Annotated in this window: 24 protein-coding genes; 5 read left to right on the plus strand and 19 right to left on the minus strand. The window is 31.9% G+C overall.

Annotation, left to right across the window (positions count from 1 at the left end):
* Positions 1 to 27 precede the first annotated feature (27 nt).
* From H0I26_RS19875 to tpx, 5 genes are all read right to left on the minus strand, one after another.
* Entirely contained in the window at positions 28 to 2,127 is a 2,100-nt protein-coding gene (locus H0I26_RS19875; RefSeq protein ID WP_411268230.1) for an LptF/LptG family permease, read from the minus strand.
* 75 nt (positions 2,128 to 2,202) lie between these two features.
* Entirely contained in the window at positions 2,203 to 2,838 is a 636-nt protein-coding gene (locus tag H0I26_RS10975; protein ID WP_218698561.1) for a LolA family protein, read from the minus strand.
* Positions 2,839 to 2,849: 11 nt separating this feature from the next.
* Positions 2,850 to 5,279, minus strand: a complete 2,430-nt coding sequence (locus H0I26_RS10980; protein WP_218698563.1) for a DNA translocase FtsK — start codon at positions 5,277 to 5,279, stop codon at positions 2,850 to 2,852.
* Positions 5,280 to 5,340: 61 nt separating this feature from the next.
* Positions 5,341 to 5,709: a diacylglycerol kinase gene (locus H0I26_RS10985; RefSeq protein WP_218698565.1), complete on the minus strand. Its 369-nt coding sequence runs from the start codon at positions 5,707 to 5,709 to the stop codon at positions 5,341 to 5,343.
* Positions 5,702 to 6,208: a thiol peroxidase gene (gene tpx, locus H0I26_RS10990; protein ID WP_218698567.1), complete on the minus strand. Its 507-nt coding sequence runs from the start codon at positions 6,206 to 6,208 to the stop codon at positions 5,702 to 5,704. Before tpx ends, H0I26_RS10985 begins: the two co-directional genes overlap by 8 nt.
* Positions 6,209 to 6,433: 225 nt before the next feature.
* Between tpx and H0I26_RS10995 the strand changes: the two genes are divergently transcribed.
* The 3 genes from H0I26_RS10995 (at position 6,434) to H0I26_RS11005 (ending at position 9,965) form a co-directional block, all read left to right on the plus strand.
* Positions 6,434 to 7,027 carry a fasciclin domain-containing protein gene (locus tag H0I26_RS10995; protein WP_218698577.1) on the plus strand — a complete coding sequence of 198 codons (594 nt, stop codon included), beginning with the start codon at positions 6,434 to 6,436 and terminating at the stop codon, positions 7,025 to 7,027.
* A 221-nt stretch (positions 7,028 to 7,248) separates the two neighbouring features.
* Positions 7,249 to 9,423, plus strand: a complete 2,175-nt coding sequence (gene katG, locus H0I26_RS11000) for a catalase/peroxidase HPI (RefSeq protein ID WP_218698580.1) — start codon at positions 7,249 to 7,251, stop codon at positions 9,421 to 9,423.
* 71 nt (positions 9,424 to 9,494) lie between these two features.
* The gene (locus H0I26_RS11005) at positions 9,495 to 9,965 is read left to right on the plus strand and encodes an ankyrin repeat domain-containing protein (protein WP_218698582.1); all 471 of its coding nucleotides are present in this window, start codon (positions 9,495 to 9,497) and stop codon (positions 9,963 to 9,965) included.
* Between the two features lie 134 nt (positions 9,966 to 10,099).
* Here the strand turns inward: H0I26_RS11005 and H0I26_RS11010 are convergent, their stop codons facing one another.
* From H0I26_RS11010 to H0I26_RS11030, 5 genes are all read right to left on the minus strand, one after another.
* On the minus strand, positions 10,100 to 10,582 hold the full coding sequence (locus tag H0I26_RS11010) for a hypothetical protein (RefSeq protein ID WP_218698584.1): 483 nt from the start codon (positions 10,580 to 10,582) through the stop codon (positions 10,100 to 10,102).
* A 456-nt stretch (positions 10,583 to 11,038) separates the two neighbouring features.
* Complete coding sequence (locus H0I26_RS11015) at positions 11,039 to 11,395, minus strand: SMI1/KNR4 family protein (RefSeq protein WP_218698586.1); 357 nt, start codon at positions 11,393 to 11,395, stop codon at positions 11,039 to 11,041.
* Positions 11,396 to 11,571: 176 nt separating this feature from the next.
* Positions 11,572 to 11,964 (minus strand): hypothetical protein, encoded by a 393-nt coding sequence (locus H0I26_RS11020; RefSeq protein WP_218698588.1) that lies wholly within the window; start codon positions 11,962 to 11,964, stop codon positions 11,572 to 11,574.
* Between the two features lie 104 nt (positions 11,965 to 12,068).
* Positions 12,069 to 12,470 (minus strand): hypothetical protein, encoded by a 402-nt coding sequence (locus H0I26_RS11025; protein ID WP_218698599.1) that lies wholly within the window; start codon positions 12,468 to 12,470, stop codon positions 12,069 to 12,071.
* A gap of 173 nt (positions 12,471 to 12,643) precedes the next feature.
* Positions 12,644 to 13,066, minus strand: coding sequence for a hypothetical protein (locus H0I26_RS11030; protein ID WP_218698601.1), 423 nt, complete (start codon positions 13,064 to 13,066; stop codon positions 12,644 to 12,646).
* A 272-nt stretch (positions 13,067 to 13,338) separates the two neighbouring features.
* Between H0I26_RS11030 and H0I26_RS11035 the strand changes: the two genes are divergently transcribed.
* Positions 13,339 to 13,599, plus strand: coding sequence for a hypothetical protein (locus H0I26_RS11035; RefSeq protein WP_218698603.1), 261 nt, complete (start codon positions 13,339 to 13,341; stop codon positions 13,597 to 13,599).
* 507 nt (positions 13,600 to 14,106) lie between these two features.
* Here the strand turns inward: H0I26_RS11035 and H0I26_RS11040 are convergent.
* From H0I26_RS11040 to H0I26_RS11075, 8 genes are all read right to left on the minus strand, one after another.
* Complete coding sequence (locus H0I26_RS11040; RefSeq protein ID WP_218698604.1) at positions 14,107 to 14,373, minus strand: hypothetical protein; 267 nt, start codon at positions 14,371 to 14,373, stop codon at positions 14,107 to 14,109.
* Between the two features lie 708 nt (positions 14,374 to 15,081).
* On the minus strand, positions 15,082 to 15,975 hold the full coding sequence (locus H0I26_RS11045; RefSeq protein ID WP_218698616.1) for a hypothetical protein: 894 nt from the start codon (positions 15,973 to 15,975) through the stop codon (positions 15,082 to 15,084).
* Positions 15,976 to 16,398: 423 nt separating this feature from the next.
* Complete coding sequence (locus tag H0I26_RS11050) at positions 16,399 to 17,607, minus strand: SH3 domain-containing protein (protein ID WP_218698618.1); 1,209 nt, start codon at positions 17,605 to 17,607, stop codon at positions 16,399 to 16,401.
* 119 nt (positions 17,608 to 17,726) lie between these two features.
* Positions 17,727 to 18,776 carry an IS110 family transposase gene (locus H0I26_RS11055; RefSeq protein WP_218698620.1) on the minus strand — a complete coding sequence of 350 codons (1,050 nt, stop codon included), beginning with the start codon at positions 18,774 to 18,776 and terminating at the stop codon, positions 17,727 to 17,729.
* A gap of 1,028 nt (positions 18,777 to 19,804) precedes the next feature.
* Complete coding sequence (locus H0I26_RS11060; RefSeq protein ID WP_218698622.1) at positions 19,805 to 20,707, minus strand: abortive infection family protein; 903 nt, start codon at positions 20,705 to 20,707, stop codon at positions 19,805 to 19,807.
* Positions 20,708 to 21,282: 575 nt separating this feature from the next.
* Positions 21,283 to 22,413 carry an XAC2610-related protein gene (locus H0I26_RS11065; protein ID WP_218698624.1) on the minus strand — a complete coding sequence of 377 codons (1,131 nt, stop codon included), beginning with the start codon at positions 22,411 to 22,413 and terminating at the stop codon, positions 21,283 to 21,285.
* 93 nt (positions 22,414 to 22,506) lie between these two features.
* Positions 22,507 to 23,133, minus strand: a complete 627-nt coding sequence (locus tag H0I26_RS11070; protein ID WP_218698626.1) for a hypothetical protein — start codon at positions 23,131 to 23,133, stop codon at positions 22,507 to 22,509.
* A 235-nt stretch (positions 23,134 to 23,368) separates the two neighbouring features.
* Positions 23,369 to 23,758 carry a VF530 family DNA-binding protein gene (locus tag H0I26_RS11075; protein WP_218698637.1) on the minus strand — a complete coding sequence of 130 codons (390 nt, stop codon included), beginning with the start codon at positions 23,756 to 23,758 and terminating at the stop codon, positions 23,369 to 23,371.
* 303 nt (positions 23,759 to 24,061) lie between these two features.
* On the opposite strand from H0I26_RS11075, the gene H0I26_RS11080 reads away from it, so the two are divergent.
* Positions 24,062 to 24,901 (plus strand): oxidoreductase, encoded by an 840-nt coding sequence (locus H0I26_RS11080; RefSeq protein ID WP_218698639.1) that lies wholly within the window; start codon positions 24,062 to 24,064, stop codon positions 24,899 to 24,901.
* A 217-nt stretch (positions 24,902 to 25,118) separates the two neighbouring features.
* Here H0I26_RS11080 and H0I26_RS11085 read toward each other — a convergent pair whose 3' ends face one another.
* Positions 25,119 to 25,646 (minus strand): hypothetical protein, encoded by a 528-nt coding sequence (locus H0I26_RS11085; protein WP_218698641.1) that lies wholly within the window; start codon positions 25,644 to 25,646, stop codon positions 25,119 to 25,121.
* Between the last annotated feature and the right edge of the window lie 6 nt (positions 25,647 to 25,652).

Genomic DNA, 25,652 nt, shown 5'->3' on the forward strand with positions numbered 1-25,652 from the left:
ATATTACATATGTATTAGTTATGATATCTATGCGTCTATTTTTTGACGTCTATTAAAGTGAATTATTGGGTATAGTATAAACCCTAAAAGTGTAAATAAAGGGTGCTCTTGTTTATGCTTTATAATCTTTAGTAATTTGACATATTCTAAATACGATTTGATGTAGTTAAAGACAAATACTATAAATGAAATAATACTAATTTGTATCCCTGCTAAAGCTAATTGGGGTTGTTCGTTATTTTTTAATATGAAATAAGAGAGAAACAAAATTAAAGCAATACTAAAAAATAGAAAGCTTAACTTGGAGACTGCTCTAAAATCTATACTATCATTTTGGCTTAATGTAATTGGTATTTCTGTATAAAAGTCTTCACTGTTATGTGTTTTTATAGGATTATAGTTAGTGCCAAAAGCAATTTTATCGACTCTTAAAAAGTGAGTTAAAGGGTATACTATAGCGCCAAGTATTTTTTTGGTAATCGTCTCTTTTTTATTTTCCGTTAAAGCATTTAGCTTGTCAAAGGCAAAAGATGATTTAATATAGTTGTATAAAAATACTATAAAGGCAACAGCACTAAATTGAATACCTGCTTCCGCGAATTGTGGTAAGCTATTATTTTTAAACACAAAGTACAATACTCCTAAAACTAACGCTATACCAAAGCAAATACTGGTTATTTTTGAAAGCGTTTTATAGTTATTGATGTCTTTTTCTTCAAAGGTAACCAACGGTGTGTTTCCATTCAAAGCGTCAAATTGCGCACCACGATTAAATTTTTGATTGTACCAATGTTTGATGGGTTGTGTAATATGATCAAATTCAAAAATACCACGATCTTGTGTTGCACGTGTTGTTAAAAAGATACTTAGTGGTAACATGATTAAGGTAGAGAACCAAGCCGAGAGGGCGGGGTGCAGATTCCCGTTTTTCGCACTATTCTCTGCAAATAAACCTATAAAGTGATAACTTAAAAATAAGACAATAGCAATAACCATTGGTAATCCCAACCCTCCCTTTCTTATTAAAGCACCCAGCGGAGCACCAACAAAAAAGAGTATAATACAGGCAATGGCTAAAGCAAACTTTTTATGAAGTTGTATACCATGCTTATTCAAAATTGTATTTCTAAATTTTAAAACAGCTTGTTTGGATTTTATGATCTGTTGCGTACTAGAAGTGCTGTTTATGGCATAATCTAAAACTTGTATTTTACGTTTGTTTTTAAAAATATCAAGTATTTCTCCAGTATAGATACTATCTTTTTTAGGATTAACCGTTAAGTTTAACGTCGCTAAATTGGTTCTGTTATATAATGAATTCGAAAACTCTTTTACAATAGTATTACGTTCTATTTTTAAAGAATCTATTGCATAGTTCAATTCTGCAATATTTAACATGGTGTATTTGTCGTCAATATTTTTTTCGTCTAAGTCAATATTGTTTAGCTTAGATAAGTCCAAATTCATAACGTGCTTTTTAAAAGCAGCTTTTGTGAATGGTTTTTTATTTCGATCGGCTATTTTTTTTGGTGGCGTATCATCATAGTAGTATCCATCATATAAAATTAACTTTAAAATATTAGAATCTGCTGCACTTGCTAATTCTCCACGTTCGGCGACTATAGTAGTGTAATTACCACTGATTTTTTTACCACTCTTCTGATGGATAGTGACTCCTTTTAGAAACTGGCCATTTTCTCCAGATTTTTTTTCTACTTTAATATTGAAAGCTTCACCGATATCATTAAACTGCCCTTCAGCAATAATCATAGCAGGTTTAACCTTGGCAATATTTTTTCTAAGATTATAACTGTTATATTCCGCCCATGGGATGACGTTGTTACTAAAGAAGAAGGTCAGTATGGATAAGCCAACAATAAAAATCCCTAAACCAGACATTGCACGTTGTAATGAAATCCCTGTAGATTTCATGGCTGCGAATTCATAATTTTCGGCAAAATTACCAAAAACCATAATAGAGGCTAATAAGATTGTAAGGGGTAAAATTAAAGGAATTAAGGTCGGCGTTATGTACATTAAAAACTTAAGGACCGTTACTAAGTCCAGATCCTTACCTGCTAATTCTTTAATATATAACCATATCGCTTGTAAAACAAAAATCAGCATGAGTATAACAAACACGCTGATAAAGGTTTTAAGATATGTTTTTAATATGTACCTATCTAATATTTTCACTTAAGATTAATCCAGTTTATTGATGTAATAGTCTTTGTACTTACTTTCGTCAAAGGTAAATAAGGATTTTGATAATGTCTCATTAGTTTTAAAAGAATTTACAGTTAAAGTGGTTTTTGTGCCATTTTTTCCAACTTCGATCAACCTGTAAATATGTTTTGTTTTGGTATCAACCCCTAATAAGACGTTTTTGATTTCAGAATTTGAATCTATTGGAATAAGTTTCACAAACTGAATTTTACGACCACTAACATCTTGTATGATGTCCATGTTATACGTAAAACCGTCTTGGTAAAAGGATAGCATTTTACTTGGTGTAATTGTACTTTCGTCTTGATCACTACCTTTAGATACTGTGATTTCTTCATCTTCAGGACTAATGCTAAAGATACTTTGACCATCAAAAATACGGGTAATACCTAAAATATTTAAACGGTATTTTTCGCCTTGCATGACCACATCACCTTTAGTCTCTTGCTTGATATTTTCTTCAGTATTTTCTAAAACGTATTTAAAATCTATTGAAATATTATCATAACTTTTGGCTTTTACTGATACTTCATCTAATAATTTTTTCGCATCATTATTTTGTGCGAATAGAGTACTGGTAGCTAATAAAAATAATACTAATAATTTTTTCATCTTAATTGTAGTTAATTTTTTTCGTTTTCTAATAATTGATCTAGTGCCACTAAATCTGTTACTAACACTTGTCTGGCTTTACTACCTTCAAAACCACCGACAATACCTGCTGCCTCTAATTGATCAATTAAACGACCAGCACGATTGTATCCTAATTTTAATTTACGCTGTAATAAGGACGCAGAACCTTGTTGTGCTGTAACAATAATTTCAGCAGCATCTTTAAATAATTTATCTCTGTCTGATATATCTACATCAAGACTTGTGCCACTTTCTTCTCCAACATATTCTGGGAGTAAATAAGCATCAGGATAAGCTTTCTGATTTCCAATAAAATCAACTATTTTTTCGACTTCTGGTGTGTCAACAAAAGCACATTGTACACGGATCATGTCATTACCTTGTGTATATAACATATCTCCACGTCCAATTAGTTGATCGGCACCACCAGCATCCAATATTGTTCTAGAATCTATTTTACTAGAAACTCTAAAAGCAATACGTGCCGGGAAATTGGCTTTTATAATACCCGTAATAACGTTTACAGAAGGTCGTTGTGTTGCAATAATTAAGTGAATACCAATGGCACGTGCTAATTGTGCTAAACGGGCGACAGGTGTTTCTACTTCTTTTCCTGCAGTCATAATTAAATCGGCAAACTCATCAACAACCAAAACAATATACGGTAAGTACGCATGACCGTCGTTAGGATTTAATTTACGCGCTTTAAATTTGGTGTTATATTCTACAATGTTACGACATAATGCATTTTTAAGCATTTCATAACGGTTATCCATTTCGATACACAACGAGTTTAAAGTATGGATAACTTTAGTGTTGTCTGTAATAATAGCTTCTGCTTCATCAGGAAGTTTGGCTAGATAATGTCTTTCAATCTTATTAAATAATGTTAATTCTACTTTCTTGGGATCAACCAGTACAAATTTAACTTCCGCAGGATGTTTTTTGTATAATAATGAAGTCAGTACAGCATTTAAACCTACCGATTTACCTTGTCCAGTAGCACCTGCCATTAATAAGTGAGGCATTTTGGCTAAATCAATCACTAAAGTCTCGTTACTAATGGTTTTACCAATGGCTATTGGTAAATACATATCTGTATTTTGGAACTTTTGAGAAGCGATAACAGAACGCATCGATACTATGGTCGAGTTTTTATTTGGCACCTCGATACCAATAGTCCCTTTGCCAGGGATAGGAGCAATAATACGTATGCCTAAAGCCGATAATGATAAGGCTATATCGTCCTCTAAGTTTTTAATTTTAGAAATTCTTATTCCTGCCTCTGGTACAATTTCATATAATGTAACCGTTGGTCCAATGGTTGCTTTTATACTTGCAATACCAATCTTGTAGTTATTTAAAGTATCTACGATACGATTTTTATTTTCTTCAAGTTCTTCTTGATTAATGGTAACACCTTCGTTATCGTATTTTTTAAGTAAATCTAAAGGTGGGAATTGGTAGTTACCTAATTCTAATGTGGGGTCAAACTGTCCAAAGTCTTCTACTAATTTATTGGCTAGATTATCCGTTTCCGATAATTCTTCTTTTACCGCTTCCACTTCAATTTCCATTTGAGGTTCCTCAATTTCAATTTTCGGAACTTCAATTTCTATTTTAGGCGATTTAATTTCTGTTTTAATCACCTTTTTAGGAATGTCTTGACTCAGATCAATAGCTTTAGTAACCTCGATTTTAGAATGATTAGAAATCGTAGGTTCTACTTTTTTATCGACATTAAAAGCAGATTTTATATCTTCAGCTTCGTCAGAATGTGCATTGTCGACAGGTACGAAGTCTTCATTAAAATCGTCCTTAATATCATCTTGTGCTTTCTTGAAAAAGGCAGCAATACGTTGTGGAGTAAACTTAAATCTGATTGCTAAATAGGTAATAAAAGCAAAAACTAATAATAGGATCGTCCCAATCTTTCCAATATAATCTTGACAATAGGAGTTAATTTCAAATCCAACGACGCCACTTAGGCTATCATTTTTATGAGTAAAAAAACCAAAGAATACAGATACCCATAGCATGACTAAAAGGCCCCAAAACCAATGTTTACGTAATTTAGCTTTATTTAGGTCGGTTAAGACATACACTCCAGATAAAAAGGTGAGTCCAGAGATAATAAAGGCTGCAATACCAAAACCACGTTGCACAAATAAATCACTAATCCAAGCCCCAAGCTTACTTAGCCAGTTTTTTGTTTCGACGTCTCTAGAGGCAAATTCGCTTAAAACGCTCTGATCCGTTTTCCCAGTAAATAAATAGGATAAAAAAGCGATAAAAAACAGAAGACCTAATATAACCAAAAAGCTTCCAAGGACTAGCTTTTGTTGACTAGATAGCTTGAAATCAGGTTTTTTGATACTGACTTTCTTTTTGGGCTTCGTTTGTTTTTTTGCTTTCGCCATTATAGGGTTTTAGTTTGGGTAAAAATACAAATAGTTAACGTTTATCCTAATGGATAATTGTTTAAAATATTTTTGGAATGTAAATTATTAACCCAATGATAGAAGCCGCTATGGAGGCTATAAAAACGGCACCGGCTGCGATGTCTTTAATAAAACCAATTTTTTCGTGATGTTCTGGGTGAATAAAATCGGCAATAGCTTCAATAGCAGTGTTCACACCTTCCACACTCATGACTAGCCCTATGGCAAAACATTGCATGATCCATTCTGTGGAAGAAATCTCATAATAAAAACCACCAATGGTCATGATAATAGCAATACAAAATTGGATTTTGATACTAGCTTCTGTCTTTAAAAGTAAGAGCATGCCCTTAAAGGCATACCCTACACTTTTTAAACGATTGATTATAAAAGGTTCCTTTTTACTCATCTAATAAGGCCTCAAGCGATGCTTTATAATTAGGTTCGTCAGCAACTTCTTGTACTTGTTCTGTATATTTTACAACACCATTTTCATCTAAAACAACGACACATCTAGAATCTAAACCTTCAAAAGGTCCAGTAGCAAATTCTAAACCATAGTCTTTACCAAATTGTCCTGTTTTAAAATCTGATAACATTACGACATTATCAATCCCTTCTGCACCACAAAAACGCGCTTGTGCAAATGGTAAATCTCTAGAGATACATAATACTTTAGTGTTTTTCATTTCTGCTGCTTCTTTATTAAAAGCACGTACAGAGGTAGCACACGTACCAGTATCCACACTTGGAAAGATATTTAAAACCACCTTTTGACCTTTGAAATCTGATAATTTATGAGTAGATAAATCACTTGCAGTTAAAGTAAAGTCAGGAGCTTGTGCTCCAATTTCTGGAAGATTACCTATTGTTTCGACAGGTGTACCGCCTAATGTTATTTTTGCCATTTTGAATTGTTTTGGTTAAAGTATAAAATTAACAATAATTAGAAGCTTAAACTATTTGTTTTCTTTTTTTATTCATTTTTAAAATTGAAACTGAAAATCAATGTGTTGCTACTATGGTTTCGTTAATAAAGTGTTAAACGATTATTTTTTAAAAACCGAGTCGTTTGTGTTTTCGTTTATAGGACTGTAACAAATAAATAACTAATTTAATAAAACACTAAAATTATGAACATTTCTAAATTAATTAAATCAACAGTATTTACAGTGGCATTATTTTCAACAATTAACGGTTTTTCTCAAGACAACATGAAAAAAGAGAAGATGAAAACCGAAAAAACAGTTATGGTTGGTGGTGCAGAGATGTATCCAAGTAAAACCATTGTGGCCAATGCTGTAAACTCTAAAGAGCATACCACATTAGTAGCGGCAGTAAAAGCCGCAGGATTAGTAGAGACGTTATCTAGTGACGGGCCATTTACAGTATTTGCACCAACAAACGCTGCTTTTGCAAAATTACCAGAAGGTACGGTGGAGACTTTATTACAACCTGAAAACTTAACGACATTACAAACGGTATTAAAAAACCACGTGGTAGCAGGGACATTAAATGCTAAAACGCTTTTAAAGTTAATTAAAAAAGGAGACGGAAAAGCAGAACTGACGACTGTAAGTGGTGGTATGCTTACTGCTTGGGTAAAAGATAAGGAGGTTTATATCACCGATCAAAACGGAAACTCAGCAAAAGTAACAATCGCAGATGTTAATCAATCTAATGGAGTGATCCATGTTATTGATACGGTAGTGTTACCTAAAGCGTAGTTTACTAGAGATTTATCAAGCTTAATTTAAGGCTACTTTGTAATAGAAGTAGCTTTTTTTTTGTTTGCTTAGTTAGGTTTTGTTAAATTTAAAGACCTATTAAAAAGATGTAGTATAAGTAAATGTTATGCTAAAATAAATACAATCAATTTTATTTATCGTTTAACGATTAAGTAATAGATTACTTTTATCAAAAATTAAATTGTAAACAAATATATCATATGGATCATACTAATAACGGAGACGCAAGCCAGTGCCCTTTTATGCAAGGCGCAATCACCACAACCGAAAAATCAGTCACAGATTGGTGGCCAAACACGCTAAATCTTGATATTTTACATCAGCAGGATACAAAAACAAATCCATTAGGTGCTGATTTTGATTATCATGAAGAATTAAAAAAGTTAGATGTAGAGGCGCTTAAAAAAGATCTTAATGCATTTATGACAGATAGTCAAGATTGGTGGCCAGCAGATTGGGGACATTACGGCGGACTAATGATTAGAATGGCATGGCATGCTGCCGGTACTTACCGTTTAGCAGATGGACGTGGTGGTGGTGGAACCGGTAACCAACGTTTTGCACCGTTAAACTCTTGGCCAGATAATGTAAGTTTAGATAAAGCTAGACGTTTACTTTGGCCTATCAAGAAAAAATACGGAAATAAAGTAAGTTGGGCAGACCTTATTATTTTGGCAGGTACCATTGCTTATGAAAGTATGGGATTAAAAACGTATGGTTTTGCATTTGGTCGTCAAGATATTTGGCATCCAGAAACGGATGTGTATTGGGGTGCAGAAAAAGAATGGTTAGCACCAAGTGATTCCCGTTATGGTAATGTTGAAAATCCTGAAACAATGGAAAATCCTTTAGCAGCCGTACAAATGGGATTAATTTATGTTAATCCAGAAGGTGTAAATGGAAAACCAGATCCTTTAAAAACAGCGCTTCAGGTGAGAGAAACATTTAAGCGTATGGCTATGAATGATGAAGAAACCGTTGCTTTAACTGCAGGTGGACATACCGTTGGAAAAACACATGGAAACGGAGATGCTAGTATTTTAGGTGCTGATCCAGAAAGTGCCGATGTGGTAGAACAAGGTTTAGGTTGGTCTAATCCAACTAAATCAGGTAAAGGGCGTTATACGGTTACCAGTGGTTTAGAAGGTGCTTGGACAACACACCCAACTAAATGGGATAACGGATTTTTCGAAATGTTATTTAACCATGACTGGGAATTACGTAAAAGTCCAGCAGGTGCTTTACAGTGGGAGCCCGTAAGTATTAAAGAAGAAGACATGCCGGTTGATGTTGAGGATTTAACAACTAAACATAATCCAATGATGACGGATGCCGATATGGCTATGAAAATGGATCCTATCTACAAAGAGATTTCATTGCGTTTTAAAGACGATTTTGATGCCTTTTCAGACACGTTTGCTCGTGCTTGGTTTAAATTAACGCATCGTGATATGGGACCAAAAGACCGTTGGTTTGGACCAGATGTGCCACAAGAGGATTTAATTTGGCAAGACCCAATTCCAAAAGGAACTAACAATTATAATGTCGATGCTGTAAAAGCTGAAATTGCAAGTACAGCGTTAACTATATCAGAATTAGTTGCTACAGCTTGGGATAGTGCAAGAACCTATAGAGGATCGGATTTTAGAGGTGGTACTAATGGGGCGCGTATACGTTTACAGCCTCAAAAAGATTGGCAAGGTAACGAACCAGAACAATTACAAAAAGTACTGTCGGTTTTAGAACCTATTGCGACTCAGTTTGGTATTAGTCTGGCAGATACTATTGTGTTAGCAGGTAATGTTGGTATAGAAAAAGCAATTAAAAATGCAGGACAGACTGTTAATGTGCCGTTTACACCTGGTAGAGGTGATGCAACGCAAGAGATGACAGATATCGAATCTTTTGAGTCGTTAGAACCACTTGCGGATGGTTATAGAAACTGGCAGAAAAAAGAGTATGTTGTGAGTCCTGAAGAAATGCTATTGGATAAAACGCAATTATTGGGCTTGACAGCTGCAGAAATGACTGTTTTAGTAGGAGGTATGCGTGTGATGGGTACTAATTATGGCGGAACTAAACACGGTGTGTTGACAGACAACGAAGGCGCTTTAACTAACGACTTTTTTGTAAACCTTACCGATATGATTTACGAATGGAAATCTATTGATAATGGAATTTACCAAATTAAAAACCGTAAAACAGGAGACGTTAAGTTTACCGCAACTCGTGTGGATTTAGTCTTTGGTTCCAACTCTATTTTGCGCGCTTACGCGGAAATGTATGCCCAAGACGATAGTAAAGACAGATTTGTAACGGACTTTGTAGCTGCTTGGACTAAAGTGATGAACGCTAATCGTTTTGATATTAAATAAGAAATAATACAGTAATTATAAAAGGAATGGGTGTCACAACGCATTCCTTTTTTTTATAAAAAAAAACCAGAATGGAAACTATAAATACCCTTTTTGAAAGTATAAAAAACAAAGATAATACGACTTTAAAAACGTTGTTGAGTGCTAATCCTAAATTAGCAGAAGCTAAAGATCATCGCGGGTTTACGCCATTAATTTTAGCGACTTATTTTGATAATGAAGCAGCTACCAAAATTTTAGTAGAACATAACGCCCCCATTAACGTTAAAGATGCGTCAGGAAACACGGCTTTGATTGGTGTGAGTTTTAAAGGAAATGTGGCTTTTGCTGAATATTTAATAGACAATGGTGCCGATTTAAATGCAATCAATGCTAACGGAACTACTGCCTTGACGTTTGCAACACAATATAATAAAGTCGACATAGTAAAACTGCTTTTAAAACATAACGCCGAAACAACCATTAAAGATAATGATGGTAAGACGGCTTTTGATTATGCTGAAGCGAAAGGGTTTACTGAAATTACTGGGCTTTTGGGGTAGTTTACTTTCTGTTAATTTAAATTGTTTTGTGCGGTTAATTGTATTGGTTGGTAACTAAATTAGTAAGGCTAAGAAAAATATTTTTTTTAGCCTTACAAGTTTTTGATATATAGATTATTAAGTGTTTTTTAGTATTAGGTTTTATTTTTTATTTTATTTTCAATTTGCTTAAGAATTGTAACAAATTTTTCAAAATGATTAACATCATTAATGCCATGTGCTGGAGTTAAAATAATTCTGTTTGTAGGTTTATTAAGAGTTCTAATAAATATTTTCTCATTCTTTATGTTTTCTAAGAACATTTTGTCTGAAATGAGTTTTTTTATTAAGTCTTTATTTCCCGCAAATGAAAATTCATTTCTAACAGCTATAGGAATAAATATTGATCGATTTGGAATTATAAAGTCTAAGAATTTATTCCATAAATTTTTAGGAAAAACATTAAATTTAATTCCATAGCTTTTGTCTAAGTGAAGTGTAATTCTAAATGGTTCCGTTGTATACATTGCTCCGCCAACTTCATTCAAGTTAATACTGATTTTTGTTCCTTCAAAATCTATAATTCCGCTTTTTTGTTGGTAACCATATTTTTCTGTCAATTCCTGAATAATACTCATTTGTTCAAAATTTTATAAAATTACATCTAACGTATACCGAATATAATTCCGATGTAATAAATGAGATTCGTAGTTAAACGAAGTTAGTTTAAAAATTAGACAAACTGAAGGTTCAATTAAAGTAAAACGACTTTGCTTTTGCTGACTGTTTAATCGAAAATGATGCCGATTTAAATGCAAATACCATTAATTTAGATTCCTACTCGCGAGAAATGTAACAGGTAAATCTGGCGCGATTTTATAAAGTGTGTCTAATTTAAATTAGCATTTGTAATGCATTAAAGTCATAATTAAAACAATTGGTACGCTTTGCAAAAGTATATTTAAGGTGGGGTAATAATTATGGACATATGGCGTGCGAGTGGTATATATTATTTCAAACAATTCTTTTAGTTTATCAAGTTTTTGATCTTTAGCAAAGGCTTTAATTTATAAGTTCTAGTTTTTTTTATTTTTCTATTCAGCATTTTGATATTCACTCAGAAACGTTTTTAAATCAGTTATTTTATCTGGTTTTAAACTCATTTCTCTATAAAAATAAACATTCGGGTTTTCGCTTCCGTCGGCACTAAAATACCAAAACATATATCCTTGATGCATCATAAAAACAAAATCATTTTCAGTCAGAAAGTTTTCGGCATTATCTTCTTTTAATAATTCTAAAGCCCATTCTTTTAATTTGCTTTTATCGTGATATAGGTCAGTCCCGATCAGTCCTTTTGGAATAGATTTTTGACACTCTATATAAAAATTTCTATAAGTTGATGGAAAAGTTAGGTTAAGTGTTTTTTCTAATATATTCAATTTTTCCATGTAGTTTATTTAGATGCCACTCGCGCGAAATGTATAAAGTACTCTGGTGCACTTTTGTAAAGTGTGTCTAATTTAAAATAGCCTTTGTAACACATTAAAGTTATAATTAAAACAATAGGTATGCTTTGCAAAAGTGTCCTAGTTTAAGTATGGGAATATGTCGCGGAAGAGGTTAATTATTTTTTGTACCCTAATATCTTAATAATATTTTCATCCATGAAGTATTCAGTTTTTTTATTGTTTAAAAAAGCTAATATGTCGTCATGTTTGTTCATTTCTATGTAGTCTATCTCTCGAAACTCTATGAACTTGCCATAGTCGTTAATTAAGATTGAACTCTCAGATAGCTCTCTAATAAAATCACAGTAATTAGCATTAGAATTTATCAATAGTTTTATCTTAAATATTATGTTTTTATTCTCAATTATTTGGAAGATATTATGCCATTTTTGGTTGTTTAAAATTCCGCTATAACCTTGTTCTAAAATAATTCTTTTGGCTTTTTTAGATCTTGATAATTTTTTTAATTTTTCAGTTTTATTAATTTTTTTTGGTTTTTTATTTTTCATTAACTTGTTAATTCTAGTTTTAAAAGTGATTTTCGAATTTAAAAAAAAAGTTACTTGAAAAACGTAACAAACTCAAGTTTCATTTATGTAAGTACGTATAGCTTTTACTTTTTTAGTTCGTAGGCATTAAGCTGACCGTCTGATGTAAGGTGTTCGGCATCTTTTAACTCGAAATTTCTACCAAATATAGAATTTATATCATCAAAACGCACGCGTATTTTATTGTCTTTTATGACGTATGTGCCACTAGTCGCGATTGTTTCTTGAGAATAGTGCCAGTAAGAAGCCGTAATAGTTGTTTGGTCTACAAAAGTAATAGTAGCAAGGGTTGTTAGTGTTTGTTTGGCAAATTCTGGATTTGCTTTAGCCTCCTCAGGAGATATTTGGTCTTCTGCAAAGCCTTTTTTTTCAAAGATTTTACCATCTAAATAAGTGGTAGTCACTTCATAATTTTCGATGCAAGACACTAGTGAAAATGTAATAAGTAGAAAGGCTAGTTTTTTCATAGATGTTAGTGTTTTTTAATAGTGAATCAATACTAATGTTTTTTTTGTAGAACCAGATAGAATAGTTAAGATTAAAGATTTATAATCATGAAAACGTCAAGTAACAATTAAATAAAAACGACCCTACTTTTGCAAAGTGTTTAATTTAAAAAGATGCCCATTTAAAGGGCGCTTTAATAGTTTTTGGTTTCATCTTTAATTTGTTTTAAGTCGTTGGGCAAATTGTTTTTTAGGAGTTCTAAACCTTTGTCATAATCGTCTACTAGATAAATTTGTTCTTCTTCCATGCCCTTTTTTATCCATTGTTTTTCAGCGTTTAAGTCACCTTTTCTAACAATAATTAGCTCATATTGTTTAATGTTAGCTTTCCTGTTTTTTATTGTAAGTTGATTAAAATCTGAGATATCAGGATCATTATTTATATTACGTTGCCCAATATCGGCTCCTAAAAATACGTCACAATTCACGTATTTGTAATGCGGGTTATTATTGTCAAAATTTCGAAAAATCATTTTGTCACCATTTTTAAGTATAAACGCTTTGATTTGTTCAAATTCTTCAAAACTGATTACATCCGATACATTTGTAAAATTCATAGTAAGGTTTTTATTTGGAATAGTTTTCACTGAGTTGCAACTTGATAAAAGTGTAAAAAACTATAAGTGTTAATTTATCTATTTTTTGTCTAATTCTAGGCAACGTATGGTCAGTCTTTTTTTAATTGTTTGTGTATCGTCTTTTGTTACTTAATTTTTTATCTGACATTATTGGATTGAATTCGTGTTTAATGTCTTAATTTTCAGTATAATAGATTTGTTTTGTTTAAATATTTTAGTAAATTTAGTCAACTAAATAAATATATCGTATTATGAAAAAATCAGTAAAAATTTTAACTCTAGCTTTTTCAATTTGTTTGTTTTCAAGTTTCAAGGCACCCGAAGTAACACAAATAAGTACTACCCAAATTAGTGCGTACGATTCCTGTGATGACTTAATTAAAACGTGGGTTGGTGACCTTTTTGGTATTACAGCTCATTTTAATAGTCGTGCATGTGCAGAAAATGCAGGTGCTGACAATATTCAACCAGGCGGGCTTTGGCCGCAATGTCAAACTTTTATTTGTATTTAATTCAAATTGTATTTTCAAATTTGAAATTTAAGATTTTAAAATAATTAACCCAGAACTAAATAGATTGGTTCTGGGTTTTTATATGGTTTGACTTAAAGTAAGATTTTTGCTTGTTTAACTATTTACTTACGTATAGCGAATATAATTCCGATGTAATAAATGGTATTCTAAGTTTACGAAGCTAGTTTAAAAATTGGATAAACTTAAGGTTGCATTAAATCAAAACGACTTTGTCTTTGTTAAGTCTTTAAATGAAAATGGTGCCGATTTAAATACAATTAATGTCACTGAAACAGCGTAAGCTATAAAGATCTAAAGGGGGTATAAGTACTAAACTTAATTAGACACGTTTTTTAAAACTGCGCTAGAGTACGTGATAGATGTTTCGGGCGTTAGACTTTGTAAATAAACTAATTGTTTTATTTAAATGGAACAAGCTCTTAAGACTTTAATCATAAGAGCTTGTTATTTGAAGAATAAATTATCTAAAACTTTAGATGTTTTAAATTATTTACAGTTCTCCATTTCTTTTGCCAAAGCTTCAGCAAAAGCTTTCATATCTTCAGCAGTGTTGTATTTTTTTGTTGTTTCTACAGAAAATTCTGTTATTTCCTTCGTAAAATCACTTGCTTTTGTAGGGTCCGCAGCCATTGCTTTTGTCATTTTGCAAGTAAGATCAGCCATTTTTTTAGCATCAGACTGCATATCATTTCCACCACCACAAGAGGTTAAAAATATAGCCCCTAAGCATATTGTAATTAGTACTTTTTTCATTTTACTTAATTTAAAGATATTTTTGCTTACTCCCTTTTAAAGTCCTTTTCAGCTTGTTTTGACTGTGAAAATAATTAACAGGAACAATACTACTTATATTTTGTTAAATATAAGTAGTAATACATGTTATTTTTATAATAATAAAGCCGGATAGATTTTAAGGGTATTCTCCTTTAAAAAAGAGTTTACTTTTAAGGGGTTGAAAATCAGTCAGATAAAAAATAGTTTAAAATTTTGAGTCTTCTAGAGCATAGTATTAAACGTATGCTGTTGTGTCTTCTCTATTTTGTTTAATTCTAGGGCGTTTGTGGTTTAGTTTTGGTAATTGTGGCTAACGTAAAGCCAATATAATTCCGATGTAATAAATGAGATTCGAGGTTAAACGAAGTTAGTTTGAAAATGGGACAAACTCCAGTTTCAATTAGGGCAAAACGACTTTGATTTTGTTAAGTCTTTAATCGAAAATGGTGCCGGTTTAAATACAATTAATGTCAACGACACTTTTGTAAGCTTAAAAGATATAAAACGTATTACTAATATTAAATTAAATTAAATTAAATACGCTTTAAAAAAGCGCGCTAGTGTGCGTGGTAGATATCGCGTAAGTGAATACTTTTTTTATTCAGTATTAAGTGCAATGTTAAATATATGGCAAGTTGGGCAGAGCTCTCACGCAAGCGAGTAAATCTATATAATTTACCTTTGTTTTTATTGTATCTGGTTATAATCGTCAGTAATTTGATCAGAATTGATTACAACGTCTTCATTAGTCATGTTCTGGTGTAATTCTTTTAATATGGAATATGTAAATTCTAAATTACCCTCATTATATCTTCTGGCCCAAAAGGTATAGATAGTAACAAGCCTAGTTTCTTGCCTTGTAAAAGAGTACTTTTTATATGTAGTGTAATTTAAATCGCTCAAAGCATCTAAGATTTCTTTAGTTGCCATAGACATAATTATTGGTGTTATAGCATCATCTTGTTTACGAGATTTAGAGGCTATTTGATAGATCTGAGCTAAAGGCTCTTTTTCATTTTTGAACCCTTCATAGGACAGTAATAATGATTTGACTATAGAATAAGCACCACAATTTTTATAGAGATTATTCTGTTTAAAAATAGAATAGGCTAGTGCTTTTATTTCTGTAGTAAGCATTTTTTCTAAGGATTCTGTGCTTCTATTAATCTTAGAGATCATATGATTAGCAAAATAATCTTCAGACCAAAATGGATATTCACCATACGCTGGATAAAAAATCCAACTAGTTCTTATTGCAGTTTCTAAGTCCCTTTTTTCTAAATTCAGGTCTTCAAAGACAAATGAGAGTAATTTTTTATTATCTATTGTAATCCACGAATCCTCTTCTAGCAAGTGACGAATATTTTCCTCTTTGACATAATTTTCCTCTTTATCTTCTTTTTTTTTAGCAAGTTCTTTTTTCTCTATGGTTAAAGATCTATTTATTTGCAGCAAGGAATCCTTTTTATTTTTTTGAATCTCTAATTGTTGCTCTAATTGCTCTACTTTTTCTTTGTTTTTGTTTGAATTACATGATAATGCAATTGAAATGATAAAAATTAATAGAATCTTTTTTTTCATTTTATTTCTTTTGTAGTTATTGCCTTTAATAAAATATTCAATGTATTGTTTTCTTATATGAATGCCAATGTGTAGCGATTATAATGCTGATTAATAAATGCTATTCTAAACCAAACAAAGTTAGTTTAAAAATCCGATAAACTTAAGGTTCCATTATATCAAAACAACTTTGATTTTGTTAAGTCTTTAATCGAAAATGGTGCTGGTTTAAATACAATTAATGTCAACGACATTTTTGTAAGCTTAAAAGATATAAAGGGGATTACAACTATTAAACTAAATTAGGTACGCTTTAAAAAAGCGTTTCAGAGTATGGGATAGATATTGCGCGAGTGGGATAAATCACAGATAGAATATTCCGCAGGAATGTTCGTAAGTACACTATAACTGGCAATTAATTTTAAACAGTGTTGGACAACGTAATTAGTTTTTAATAATATACATTTCATTCAAATATCCTGTCCAATTTCCATATTTTACTTTGTAATATCCATTTTCTTTTTTTATTATTTGAATTTTTACATTTTCTGGTATTCGGACAATAATTTCAGCTACTGGATTTGGCTTTGTTCTTAGTTTTGCAACCATAATGGTTTTGGAGTTTCCTGTTGCAGGATAATGGGTTGAAATTGGCTTTTCTTTTGAATAATCGAAGGAAGGTTTTTTATTGGATGAAATATACATTTCATTCAAATATCCTGTCCAATTTCCGTATTTTACTTTGTAGTATCCATTTTCTTTTCTTATTATTTGAATTTTTGCATTCTCTGGTATTCGGACAACAATTTCAGCTACCGGATTTGGCTTTGTTCTTAGTTTTGCAACCATTATCGTTTTCGAGTTGCCTGTTTTAGGATAATAAGTTGAAATAGGTTTTTCTTTTGAATAATCGATGAAAGATTTTTTATTGGGTGAAATATACATTTCATTCAAATATCCTATCCAATTTCCATATTTTACTTTGTAATATCCATTTTCTTTTGTTATTATTTGAATTTTTGCATTCTCTGGTATTCGGACAACAATTTCAGCTACTGGATTTGGCTTTGTTCTTAGTTTTGCAACCATAATAGTTTTGGAGTTTCCTGTTGTAGGATAATGGGTTGAAATTGACTTTTCTTTTGAATAATCGAAGGAAGGTTTTTTACTAGATGAAATATACATTTCATTCAAATACCCTATCCAATTTCCATATTTAACTTTGCAATATCCATTTTCTTTTTTAATTATTTGAATTTTTGCGTTTACTGGTATTCGGATAACAATTTCAGCTACCGGATTTGGCTTTATTCTTAGTTTTGCAACCATTATAGTTTTCGAGTTGCCTGTTGTAGGATAATAAGTTGAAATAGGCTTCTTGAATCGATTGTTTACTGTTGTATCATTTGTTCCAGAAGGGTAATTTATTTTGGTGTCAGGAATAATATAACCTTTTTCATCAGTCCAAGGATTTGTATTTGGTTTGGTTGAATAGTTGTCTCTATTAGTATTATTTCGGTTAGTTCGGTAATGTGATTTTACATATGTTCCATCACTTCGATAATATCCATTAACTTTATGATGATTAGGATTTACTTGACAGTAACTGATAAAGAAAGAAAATAAAGCAAATAGTATTAAATAAATTCTCATCGTTGATTTGTTTTATTGTGGCTACGTTGTTGTGTATGGTTAGATTCTGTGTTAATTTACAACAAAAAATTCATATTTTTTTTATATTTTTATTTTTCAAAACGGCTTCGAGCTAGTTTCTAAAGGGCAGTTTCTATTTCTAATAGAGTTGCTCTTTTTTGTTGCTCATAATTTTGAATAAAACCTTCTTTATTTTTATAAACGACGTAAATTAATTCTAATAATTTTCTTTGAACAGCAATCAGTCCTTTCATTTTCACACCACTTTTAGCCGTTAATCTCAAATATAATTCTTTATGGGTTTTATTATATTTTACTGCAGATAATGATGGTAAATGCATCGCTTTTCTCAAATTACGATTTCCTTTTTTTGATATCCTTGTTTTAGACCTTATAGATGTTCCAGATTGTTTTTCTTTTATATCTAAACCTGCATAACTGGTGATTTGTTTTTTATTTCTAATCAGTTCAAATCCATTTGTTTCTGCTATAACAATTACCGCTGTTAGCATCCCTACACCAGGAATTGTGCAAATATTTTTTAATTCTTTTTTTAATTGAGTATCCTTATTTACTATATTTTGAATTTCTATCTTAATCTCCTTTTCTTGTTGGTTAAGAAATTCAATTCTAGTTTTTAAACGCTTTAAACTACTTTTATTAGGTTCTGCTTCAGTTTTTTCTGCATGCAGTTGGTTCTTCACAATTACGCGTTCATCTACTATTTGGCTTCGCTCTCTGGTAAGTTGCTGTAGCTCTTTGTATACTTTTTTTGGTTTCGTCCAACACTCTAATTTTCGTTCTAAACCAAATTGACAAATGGCTTGTGATGCTGTTTTGTCAGTAATGGTTCTTACATTAAGAGTTCTCATATAATTACTAATCTTATTTGGTAATACGATAGTTAAATTACATTTTTTTTTATCTAAATAATACGCGAATTTTTGATGATAAACACCTGTTGCTTCCATTACAAACTGTAGCTTTATCTCTTTATTTATAATTGGATCTAGCCATTTGAGTAAGGCAGCAAAACCTATTTTATTATTTTTAAAGACTTTGTAAGCATAAAGATCTAACGTGAAATCATTATACATTTTTCCCAGAGTTACTACTAATTCTTTTTGAGCTACGTCAACACCCAAGACTTGTTTTAAGATTTGTTTCATTTTACATGGTTTTTAATAGCATATAAAGTGAGTATCTTTCCTCGTTTTTTCTCCTAGTGGATATTCTGGATATAACTATTTATAATTATTCCTTACATTCTGTTCAAACTCTAAAAGATATAAAAAAAGTGAGGTGATTTCTAACCAACAATATACTTTTAGAGTTATTTAGTTGCGTGCGTACTCTCACTTTTTTCACTTTATTTTTGCTAAATTTATATATGAATTAACTTCCTTTACAAACATAGGAGTTGCGTGGTTAATCAACTAATTTAGTAAATAAATCACAGGTAGAATATTCCGCAGGAATGTTCGTAAGTCGGCAGTGACTAAGCAATTAATTATACACGGTGTGTGTGCCCAGCATGGGCATCTTTTAATTTACCTAAAGGTAAATAATTAATCTAGAGGGTGCAAGTCCCTTATGCGCAGGAGTAACGTCTTGAAACATTAGTAAGTCGCAAGGGTGAAAACCGTGAGGTTTTATCTGAAGGCTATTTGTGATTGATTAATGAGCAAATACCACTACAAAACTCGGTACTGACGAACAGAAATCGTATACAGAGGCATAGTTATTCGGGTAAGCAAGCACATCATTGTAACGCCCAAATAGTACCAAAAGGATAATTATGTAGATACGGCAGTGATTGAGAGAAAGAAGATGTCATTACCTGGGGAGATCTCTAAAGTTACGAGTTCATTATATGGAGAAGTCAGCAGAGGTCATAGTACTTACAGGACACGAGTTGAGGCAATACCTCAGAAGGTCTCACAAGTAAGGAAGGACTGAACGTAATTCTCTTCAAAATTCGCATAGGAGCAATAGTGGTAGCCTATGCCTAAATTAGAAGATAGTGTCAAGGGGAAAAGAGTTTTGGCGTGATGATTTACGAACCGCCGTATACGTTCCTGAGTGCTATTGCTAATAGCAATAGATACGAAAGGACTAACGTAGTTGCGTAAGTACGGTGGTGTGAGAGGCGCACTCCGGCTATTTTAGTCGGAGCCGTCTACTCGATTGTAGCCAGTTATTTTTTCAGTTCGTGTGTTTCTAATAGATAAATTGCCAAAGTAGAAGCTGCTCCAACTGCTAATTTTGCGTGTCTTGGTTGTAAACCTTTAAATTTTCCGTCTTTTCCGTGTCCGCTTCCATATTCATTTCGAACTTCTCCAATTCCTTGTACGACTGATGATAAACTACCTAAAATTTGCTTTATTGAACTTGCAGCTTTTGCTTCATTCGGAATATCATCTGGTGTTAGTTTCAATAATTTAGTCGTTTCTTTCATCAATTTCGGCAAGTCCCAATTTTTGTCATATTCCTCTTGTCTTTCGTCAAATATTGATTTGCAAGAAGTTTCAATTAATTCTTTTGCTAAACCAATTGAAATATGTGGGGAATTCTCAATTGAAGATTCCATTAAATTAATTTGTTGAGAAACGTAATCTGCGTTTAAAATCTTTTTTATTTCATTTCCTTTTTTCTCGATAGATTCTTTTCCGTTTATTTTAATTCTACCGACAAAAATTGGTTTATTTGATATTCTTGTCTTTTCAACAATTTCGAAATTATCATCGGTTAAATTGTCGTTAAAAATCTGAACTAATTTGCTAACTTCTGACTTATCTGCTCTGACTAAAGGATGAATCATTTCGCAAAGAAAATCCAGAAATTTTGAGTCGTCACAATTTAAAAGATTAAACCTGTCATCATTAAAAATCCAATCATCTTCCCAATCATAATTATTTACTCGATGTTGCCAAATATCTCCAGCAGCATTCGGAAAACGGTCGTCTTTAGAAACCATATTTTCCAAATCAAACATTCGTGATAAAAAATTCGATTCTTCAAGTCTTCCAGCATACCAAAATCCTTCGACTTGGATAAAGTCAAATATATTTTGTCTTGTTATTTGAGATATTTTGTTCAATGAGTTTCGGTTTTTTTTAATTGGCTACAACTATTTATATAATTACTTTTATTACTCATATCCCGTATATGGTTAGTTTAGTTTTGCTTACATCTATTAAGATATAAAAAACGAAGTTACTTTTTATTCATTAAAAAAACTATAAGTAGAACTACGTGTTTTTCTCTTTACGAAAGCCAAGTTACAACAGTCAAACTATTATATTTTACGGAAAACCGTAATCACCATTTATTTTAACTAAAACAGCCTCTATTAATGATATAAACGATTGGTTTACAAGACTAATAGAGACTTTAAAAGGGTGGAAATAGTAAAACGTAAAGAGTTTATAAAAAGCGTTTTTTTTATCTGGTTAACTATTTTGGTAACATCGGGATTTGCTTTTGTTTTAAGTTGGAAAAACTCATCAGTTCATTTTGAAGTATAGACTTTTGACTTTTCCTTTTGAGTAATACATAATTTTATAATACTTATAATGTATAACGTCTTGATACTGTTTTTTTGACGTCTTTTTTAATTACAGTATCGTCTTTATAAAATTTGTAAACATGTTAACACACAACAGGTAAAGGCTATTAATTTATAGTTGGTAGGTCGGATGTAAAGCTTTTGTGTATTTTTTTGTATACTCGAGATATCTCTTCATTGGATTTTACATGATATTCTGTTACTGTTGTGATTATAGAGTCATTAATCAATCTTTTTTCTTCAACTTTTAGCAAGTCGTTGTAACCAGAATCTTCAATACTGGTACTTTTTATTAAGGTTAATGTGTCGTTTATGTACGCATAGGCTTCTTGGATATGCCAACAACATCCTGATTTATCATAAGAAAAATACATTTTTCTTTTATAATCAATATCGTAACCTGTCCCGTGTGTTGCTTTTTCTAATGCTCGATTTAAAATAAATTTATTTTTTTCTTTATCAAAAAGGTATACGTCTTGTGCGGGACTTCCATAAGAGGCATTATTACCAGTGTAAATAGATAAATCATTAAGGCCATCAAAATTAAAGTCTGAAGAGGCACTAAAAAAGCCTAAATTTTTATTTGTATGTACGCGATTGGTTGTAATGGTTTGAATTACCTGTTTTGTTATGGTGTCTGTTATTTGTATGGTTAAATTATTGGTTCCAAAACCTCTTCCATGATTACTTGTCACGTCAGTATTCCAATCTGTGAGTTTTAAGTTAAATAAATGGTGATTAATAATAGTGTCTATGGTGCCTTTGTCTGTTCCGAATCTTAATTTAAAATCGGCGTCGTTTTTGTAGATAAATTCTAATTGGTAGTTATATTTTTTTTCTGATATTTTTTCTAATTCAGAAACGCTTGGCGTATTGTCCAATACAGAGTTGTAGTGTAATATTGGTCCTGATGCCGATTGATTTAACTCAGCAAATACTTGCTCCTGATTATAGGGATACAAATACAATTTCTCCTTGGTTTTAGACTTGGTTTTTTTTATAATGAAAGAATCTATTTTATTCCAAAAATCATTGTACATAATGGCATGTCCTACTATAGTGTCTGTGGTGTAATGTAGTTTATAAAGAAGTCTATCGTAATCACTGACTGCACTTAAAAAGTGTTCAGCTGGCTTATTTGTTTGTATGACTATAGTTTCTTTTTGCGTCTTATCGTTGCAGGATAAAAGGTTGCAAATAGTAATTAATAAGAGTAATAGGGTGTATTTTGAATTCATTTTAAAGCAATTCAATGTTTTAAAATAATTCTCCTTGTTTAAAAACATATTGGGTAGATAACGTTACATTTTTTACAGCGTAATTGATAGTTTTTATTCCATCTCTAGTAATGGATCAGGATTTGGTTTATCGTTGTCTTGGTCAGGATCAGGCTCCCAGTTGCCTTGTACCTCTGTATTTGGTAGTTTGTCTCCTGTTATTTTGTCTATCTCGTAGCTGTAAAAATAGACGTCGTTGCTAATGTATAGGCGATAGGTCTTTTCGGTTTCTTGTACTTCGTTGATAAAGTCAGGTTGGAAGCCGACCAATTGTTTTACTCTGTTTATGGTTTTGCGCTCTTCTGTTGTTGGGACATAGAAGCGGTCAGTACCAAAGAGGTCAAAATTATTAACGTTGTTATTTAGCATATTAACAATAAGATTGTAATCAAAAGTGGTGTCATTACCTAAAGGTGAAAATTGTACCAGGCTTTGAAAATTAACTAAAACGTCCTTAGTGTTGGACCAAACGGTTATTTTATAATCTTGAGGTTCTATTTGTAATTCTGGGTAGTTAGTGTCAATAATAGTAATTGCTTTTGTGATTAAAGTCGCTTTGCCTAAAGCTTTAAGGGCGTCTATGGTATTGGTCATATTTTGATCTTGAGCAACAGTAGCGTGCATGGTCATAGTGGTTATTAGTATTAATAAGAGCACTTTTGGAGATTTTATAATGTTCATCTAATAGGAGGGTAGTTTCGGTTTAGTACATGTCAAGGTCTAATGTAGTAAATATAAACTGAATTTAGAATAGGACTACTGCTTATAGCTGCAATAATAGGCTAACTATTTTTTTTATTTTAATCACTCGCGGTATACGTTGAAAAAATGGCTCTTAAATATTTGGTCACGTTAGGTGTTAACCAAAACAAAACAAGATCACTTTAGAAAATTACTTTATAGTTATTACCTTCCGTTAGGAGTGTTTTGTGTCAGTAGTGTCATTCCCTTTTTTTTTATCCGCTTCTTTATCATCCAACATGTCTAGATAAAGGTCTTCCACATGCTCTCGTGCCCAAGTGGTGCGTCTTAAAAAGCCCAGACTAGATTTCATGGTTGGATTGTATATAAAACAACGGATATTAACACGATCACCAAGATAGGCCCAGCCATAATAATCTACCAGGCGCTCTAACACTTGTGCCAATTTTACACCATGAAAGGGATTGCTTAGCTGCGCTTCTGTAGCTTGTCTTCTAATGCGTTTAGTTGGTTTATTGGGTGTGCTTTCCGACGCTGCAGAGGTTTCAGAAGTGTTGTCCGATGCTTGCTGCTTGTCTGATGGGCTGTTACTGTTATTATCCATGGATTAGTCTATAGGTGTTTTAGCTTTTTTTAAGTGTAATTATCGCCTAATAATAAGCTATTATGATATTACACTTGTAGTAAAGTGACACGAAATTAGGTGAAAAATTTGATACTGTCAAGTGTACTAATAAGCAAAGGGTGTTCTGTTTTAGAATTTTGAAGGTCTAATATAAATTAAAACGATCATTTTACATAGATTTAACGTCAATATTAGGCAGTTTAAGACTTATGACGTGATAAATTTTTAGTAATTTTGCAAAAAACATTTCAATTACTTTCACAAAATTTCAATATTACAAAAATGAGTAAAGACAAAAAAGTATGGTTTATTACTGGTGTATCATCAGGATTAGGTAAACAGTTAGCTAAAGAAGTATTATCACAAGGACAAATCGTGGTTGGTACTTTTAGAAAACAAGACCAAGTAGAGGCGTTTAACAATGAAAATCCAGGGAATTCTTTTGGTGTACTTATAGATGTTGCTTCTACACAAATGATTATTGATGGTGTTAAAACTATTTTTGATAAATTCGGGAAAATCGATGTCGTTGTAAATAATGCTGGTTACGGTATTATGGGAAGTGTTGAAGAGATCTCTGACGAAGAAGTAAGAAGACAATTTGAAGTTAACGTGTTTGGTGTATTGACGACTATCAGAGCGGTATTACCTGAAATGCGTAAACAACGTTCTGGACATATTATAAATATTACGTCTATTGCAGGTCGTATTGGATCTCAAGGTTTAGGAATCTACAATGGTTCTAAATTTGCTTTAGAAGGAATTGGTGAAGCTTTAGCAGCCGAATTAAAACCATTAAACATTAAAGTAACTAATGTAGAACCAGGACCATTTAGAACAGAATGGGCGGGTAGTTCTGCAGCTTACGATAATACAGAGATTGAAGATTACGAGAGTACTGTAGGAGAACGTATAAGAGGTTTACAAGCTTTAAGCGGAAACCAACCAGGAAATCCTGAAAAAGCAGCACAGGCTATTTACAAATTAGCACAATTAGAAGACGCTCCAGTACATTTACCTTTAGGTAAAATTGCTTACGAAGTTTTCGGAAATGTAAATAACGGTTTAATCGAAGAGTTAGCTAAGTTTGAAAGCTTAGGTAAAGATTGTGATTTTGACTAGGTTATTTTAACCCATGTTATACATATTAAAAACCGCCTTTTGGCGGTTTTTTTTATACGACAACTTTTTAATTTTTGTTGTTAAATAGTTAATTAGGCATACTAAAATAGTACCGCTATTATAGTATTAAGATTTTAAAGAAGAAAACCAGATTAAAGCGAATAAGATATAATAAAAAGACAATGGACTACGTGACTATCTGCCTAGTATCATCTTACTACCTCAACACTCTATTATCCTTTTTTGCCTGTTCATATACGCTTGAGCTTTTAGTCGTTTTAAGAGTATCCACTAAATAGTCAATGTGTGTTTCTCCAATACGTTTAAACTCCGCGATGTCAAATGTGCTCAATTTTATTTCTCGTTGTAAATCTGCGTGTCCTCCAATATATACCCAAAGGAGATACGTGTCTTTCACTTTTTGAAATATAAAATCCCAATCTTTCCAGTAGATTAATTGTCCTTTGGTATTTTCAAGATTTAAATATATTTTTTCGATTTTAAAATTGTCATGTGTATTACCAAATAGGCGATAAAACGCGATGCTTTCCTCTTTATAAACCGTTCTAATATTATCCGTTTGTTCTGAATTTAAATGGTATTGACTGGTCAATAATAGAATAACCTCCTCAATCGTATCTAGCGTATGGATAGATTCTATTTTGTCCAATCTCTGATTCCAGAACGTAGCAGACAAAGACTTTTTTGCAAAAATATAAGCGTTATGTGACTTAATTAATTGCATGTGTCT

Source organism: Olleya sp. HaHaR_3_96, from assembly GCF_019278545.1.
Taxonomy (GTDB): domain Bacteria; phylum Bacteroidota; class Bacteroidia; order Flavobacteriales; family Flavobacteriaceae; genus Olleya.

Bases quoted from the DNA above. Each gene is read 5' to 3' on its own strand.
- katG (WP_218698580.1), top strand. From the start codon at position 7,249: ATGGATCATACTAATAACGGAGACGCAAGCCAGTGCCCTTTTATGCAA.
- H0I26_RS11025 (WP_218698599.1), bottom strand. From the start codon at position 12,470: ATGAAAAAACTAGCCTTTCTACTTATTACATTTTCACTAGTGTCTTGC.
- H0I26_RS11010 (WP_218698584.1), bottom strand. From the start codon at position 10,582: ATGAGTATTATTCAGGAATTGACAGAAAAATATGGTTACCAACAAAAA.
- H0I26_RS11085 (WP_218698641.1), bottom strand. From the start codon at position 25,646: ATGCAATTAATTAAGTCACATAACGCTTATATTTTTGCAAAAAAGTCT.
- H0I26_RS11050 (WP_218698618.1), bottom strand. From the start codon at position 17,607: ATGAGAATTTATTTAATACTATTTGCTTTATTTTCTTTCTTTATCAGT.
- H0I26_RS10975 (WP_218698561.1), bottom strand. From the start codon at position 2,838: ATGAAAAAATTATTAGTATTATTTTTATTAGCTACCAGTACTCTATTC.
- H0I26_RS11075 (WP_218698637.1), bottom strand. From the start codon at position 23,758: ATGGATAATAACAGTAACAGCCCATCAGACAAGCAGCAAGCATCGGAC.
- tpx (WP_218698567.1), bottom strand. From the start codon at position 6,208: ATGGCAAAAATAACATTAGGCGGTACACCTGTCGAAACAATAGGTAAT.
- H0I26_RS11015 (WP_218698586.1), bottom strand. From the start codon at position 11,395: ATGGAAAAATTGAATATATTAGAAAAAACACTTAACCTAACTTTTCCA.
- H0I26_RS11020 (WP_218698588.1), bottom strand. From the start codon at position 11,964: ATGAAAAATAAAAAACCAAAAAAAATTAATAAAACTGAAAAATTAAAA.
- H0I26_RS10985 (WP_218698565.1), bottom strand. From the start codon at position 5,709: ATGAGTAAAAAGGAACCTTTTATAATCAATCGTTTAAAAAGTGTAGGG.
- H0I26_RS19875 (WP_411268230.1), bottom strand. From the start codon at position 2,127: ATGCTGATTTTTGTTTTACAAGCGATATGGTTATATATTAAAGAATTA.
- H0I26_RS11070 (WP_218698626.1), bottom strand. From the start codon at position 23,133: ATGAACATTATAAAATCTCCAAAAGTGCTCTTATTAATACTAATAACC.
- H0I26_RS11055 (WP_218698620.1), bottom strand. From the start codon at position 18,776: ATGAAACAAATCTTAAAACAAGTCTTGGGTGTTGACGTAGCTCAAAAA.
- H0I26_RS11005 (WP_218698582.1), top strand. From the start codon at position 9,495: ATGGAAACTATAAATACCCTTTTTGAAAGTATAAAAAACAAAGATAAT.
- H0I26_RS11080 (WP_218698639.1), top strand. From the start codon at position 24,062: ATGAGTAAAGACAAAAAAGTATGGTTTATTACTGGTGTATCATCAGGA.
- H0I26_RS11040 (WP_218698604.1), bottom strand. From the start codon at position 14,373: ATGAAAAAAGTACTAATTACAATATGCTTAGGGGCTATATTTTTAACC.
- H0I26_RS11065 (WP_218698624.1), bottom strand. From the start codon at position 22,413: ATGAATTCAAAATACACCCTATTACTCTTATTAATTACTATTTGCAAC.
- H0I26_RS11045 (WP_218698616.1), bottom strand. From the start codon at position 15,975: ATGAAAAAAAAGATTCTATTAATTTTTATCATTTCAATTGCATTATCA.
- H0I26_RS11030 (WP_218698601.1), bottom strand. From the start codon at position 13,066: ATGAATTTTACAAATGTATCGGATGTAATCAGTTTTGAAGAATTTGAA.
- H0I26_RS10980 (WP_218698563.1), bottom strand. From the start codon at position 5,279: ATGGCGAAAGCAAAAAAACAAACGAAGCCCAAAAAGAAAGTCAGTATC.
- H0I26_RS10995 (WP_218698577.1), top strand. From the start codon at position 6,434: ATGAACATTTCTAAATTAATTAAATCAACAGTATTTACAGTGGCATTA.
- H0I26_RS11035 (WP_218698603.1), top strand. From the start codon at position 13,339: ATGAAAAAATCAGTAAAAATTTTAACTCTAGCTTTTTCAATTTGTTTG.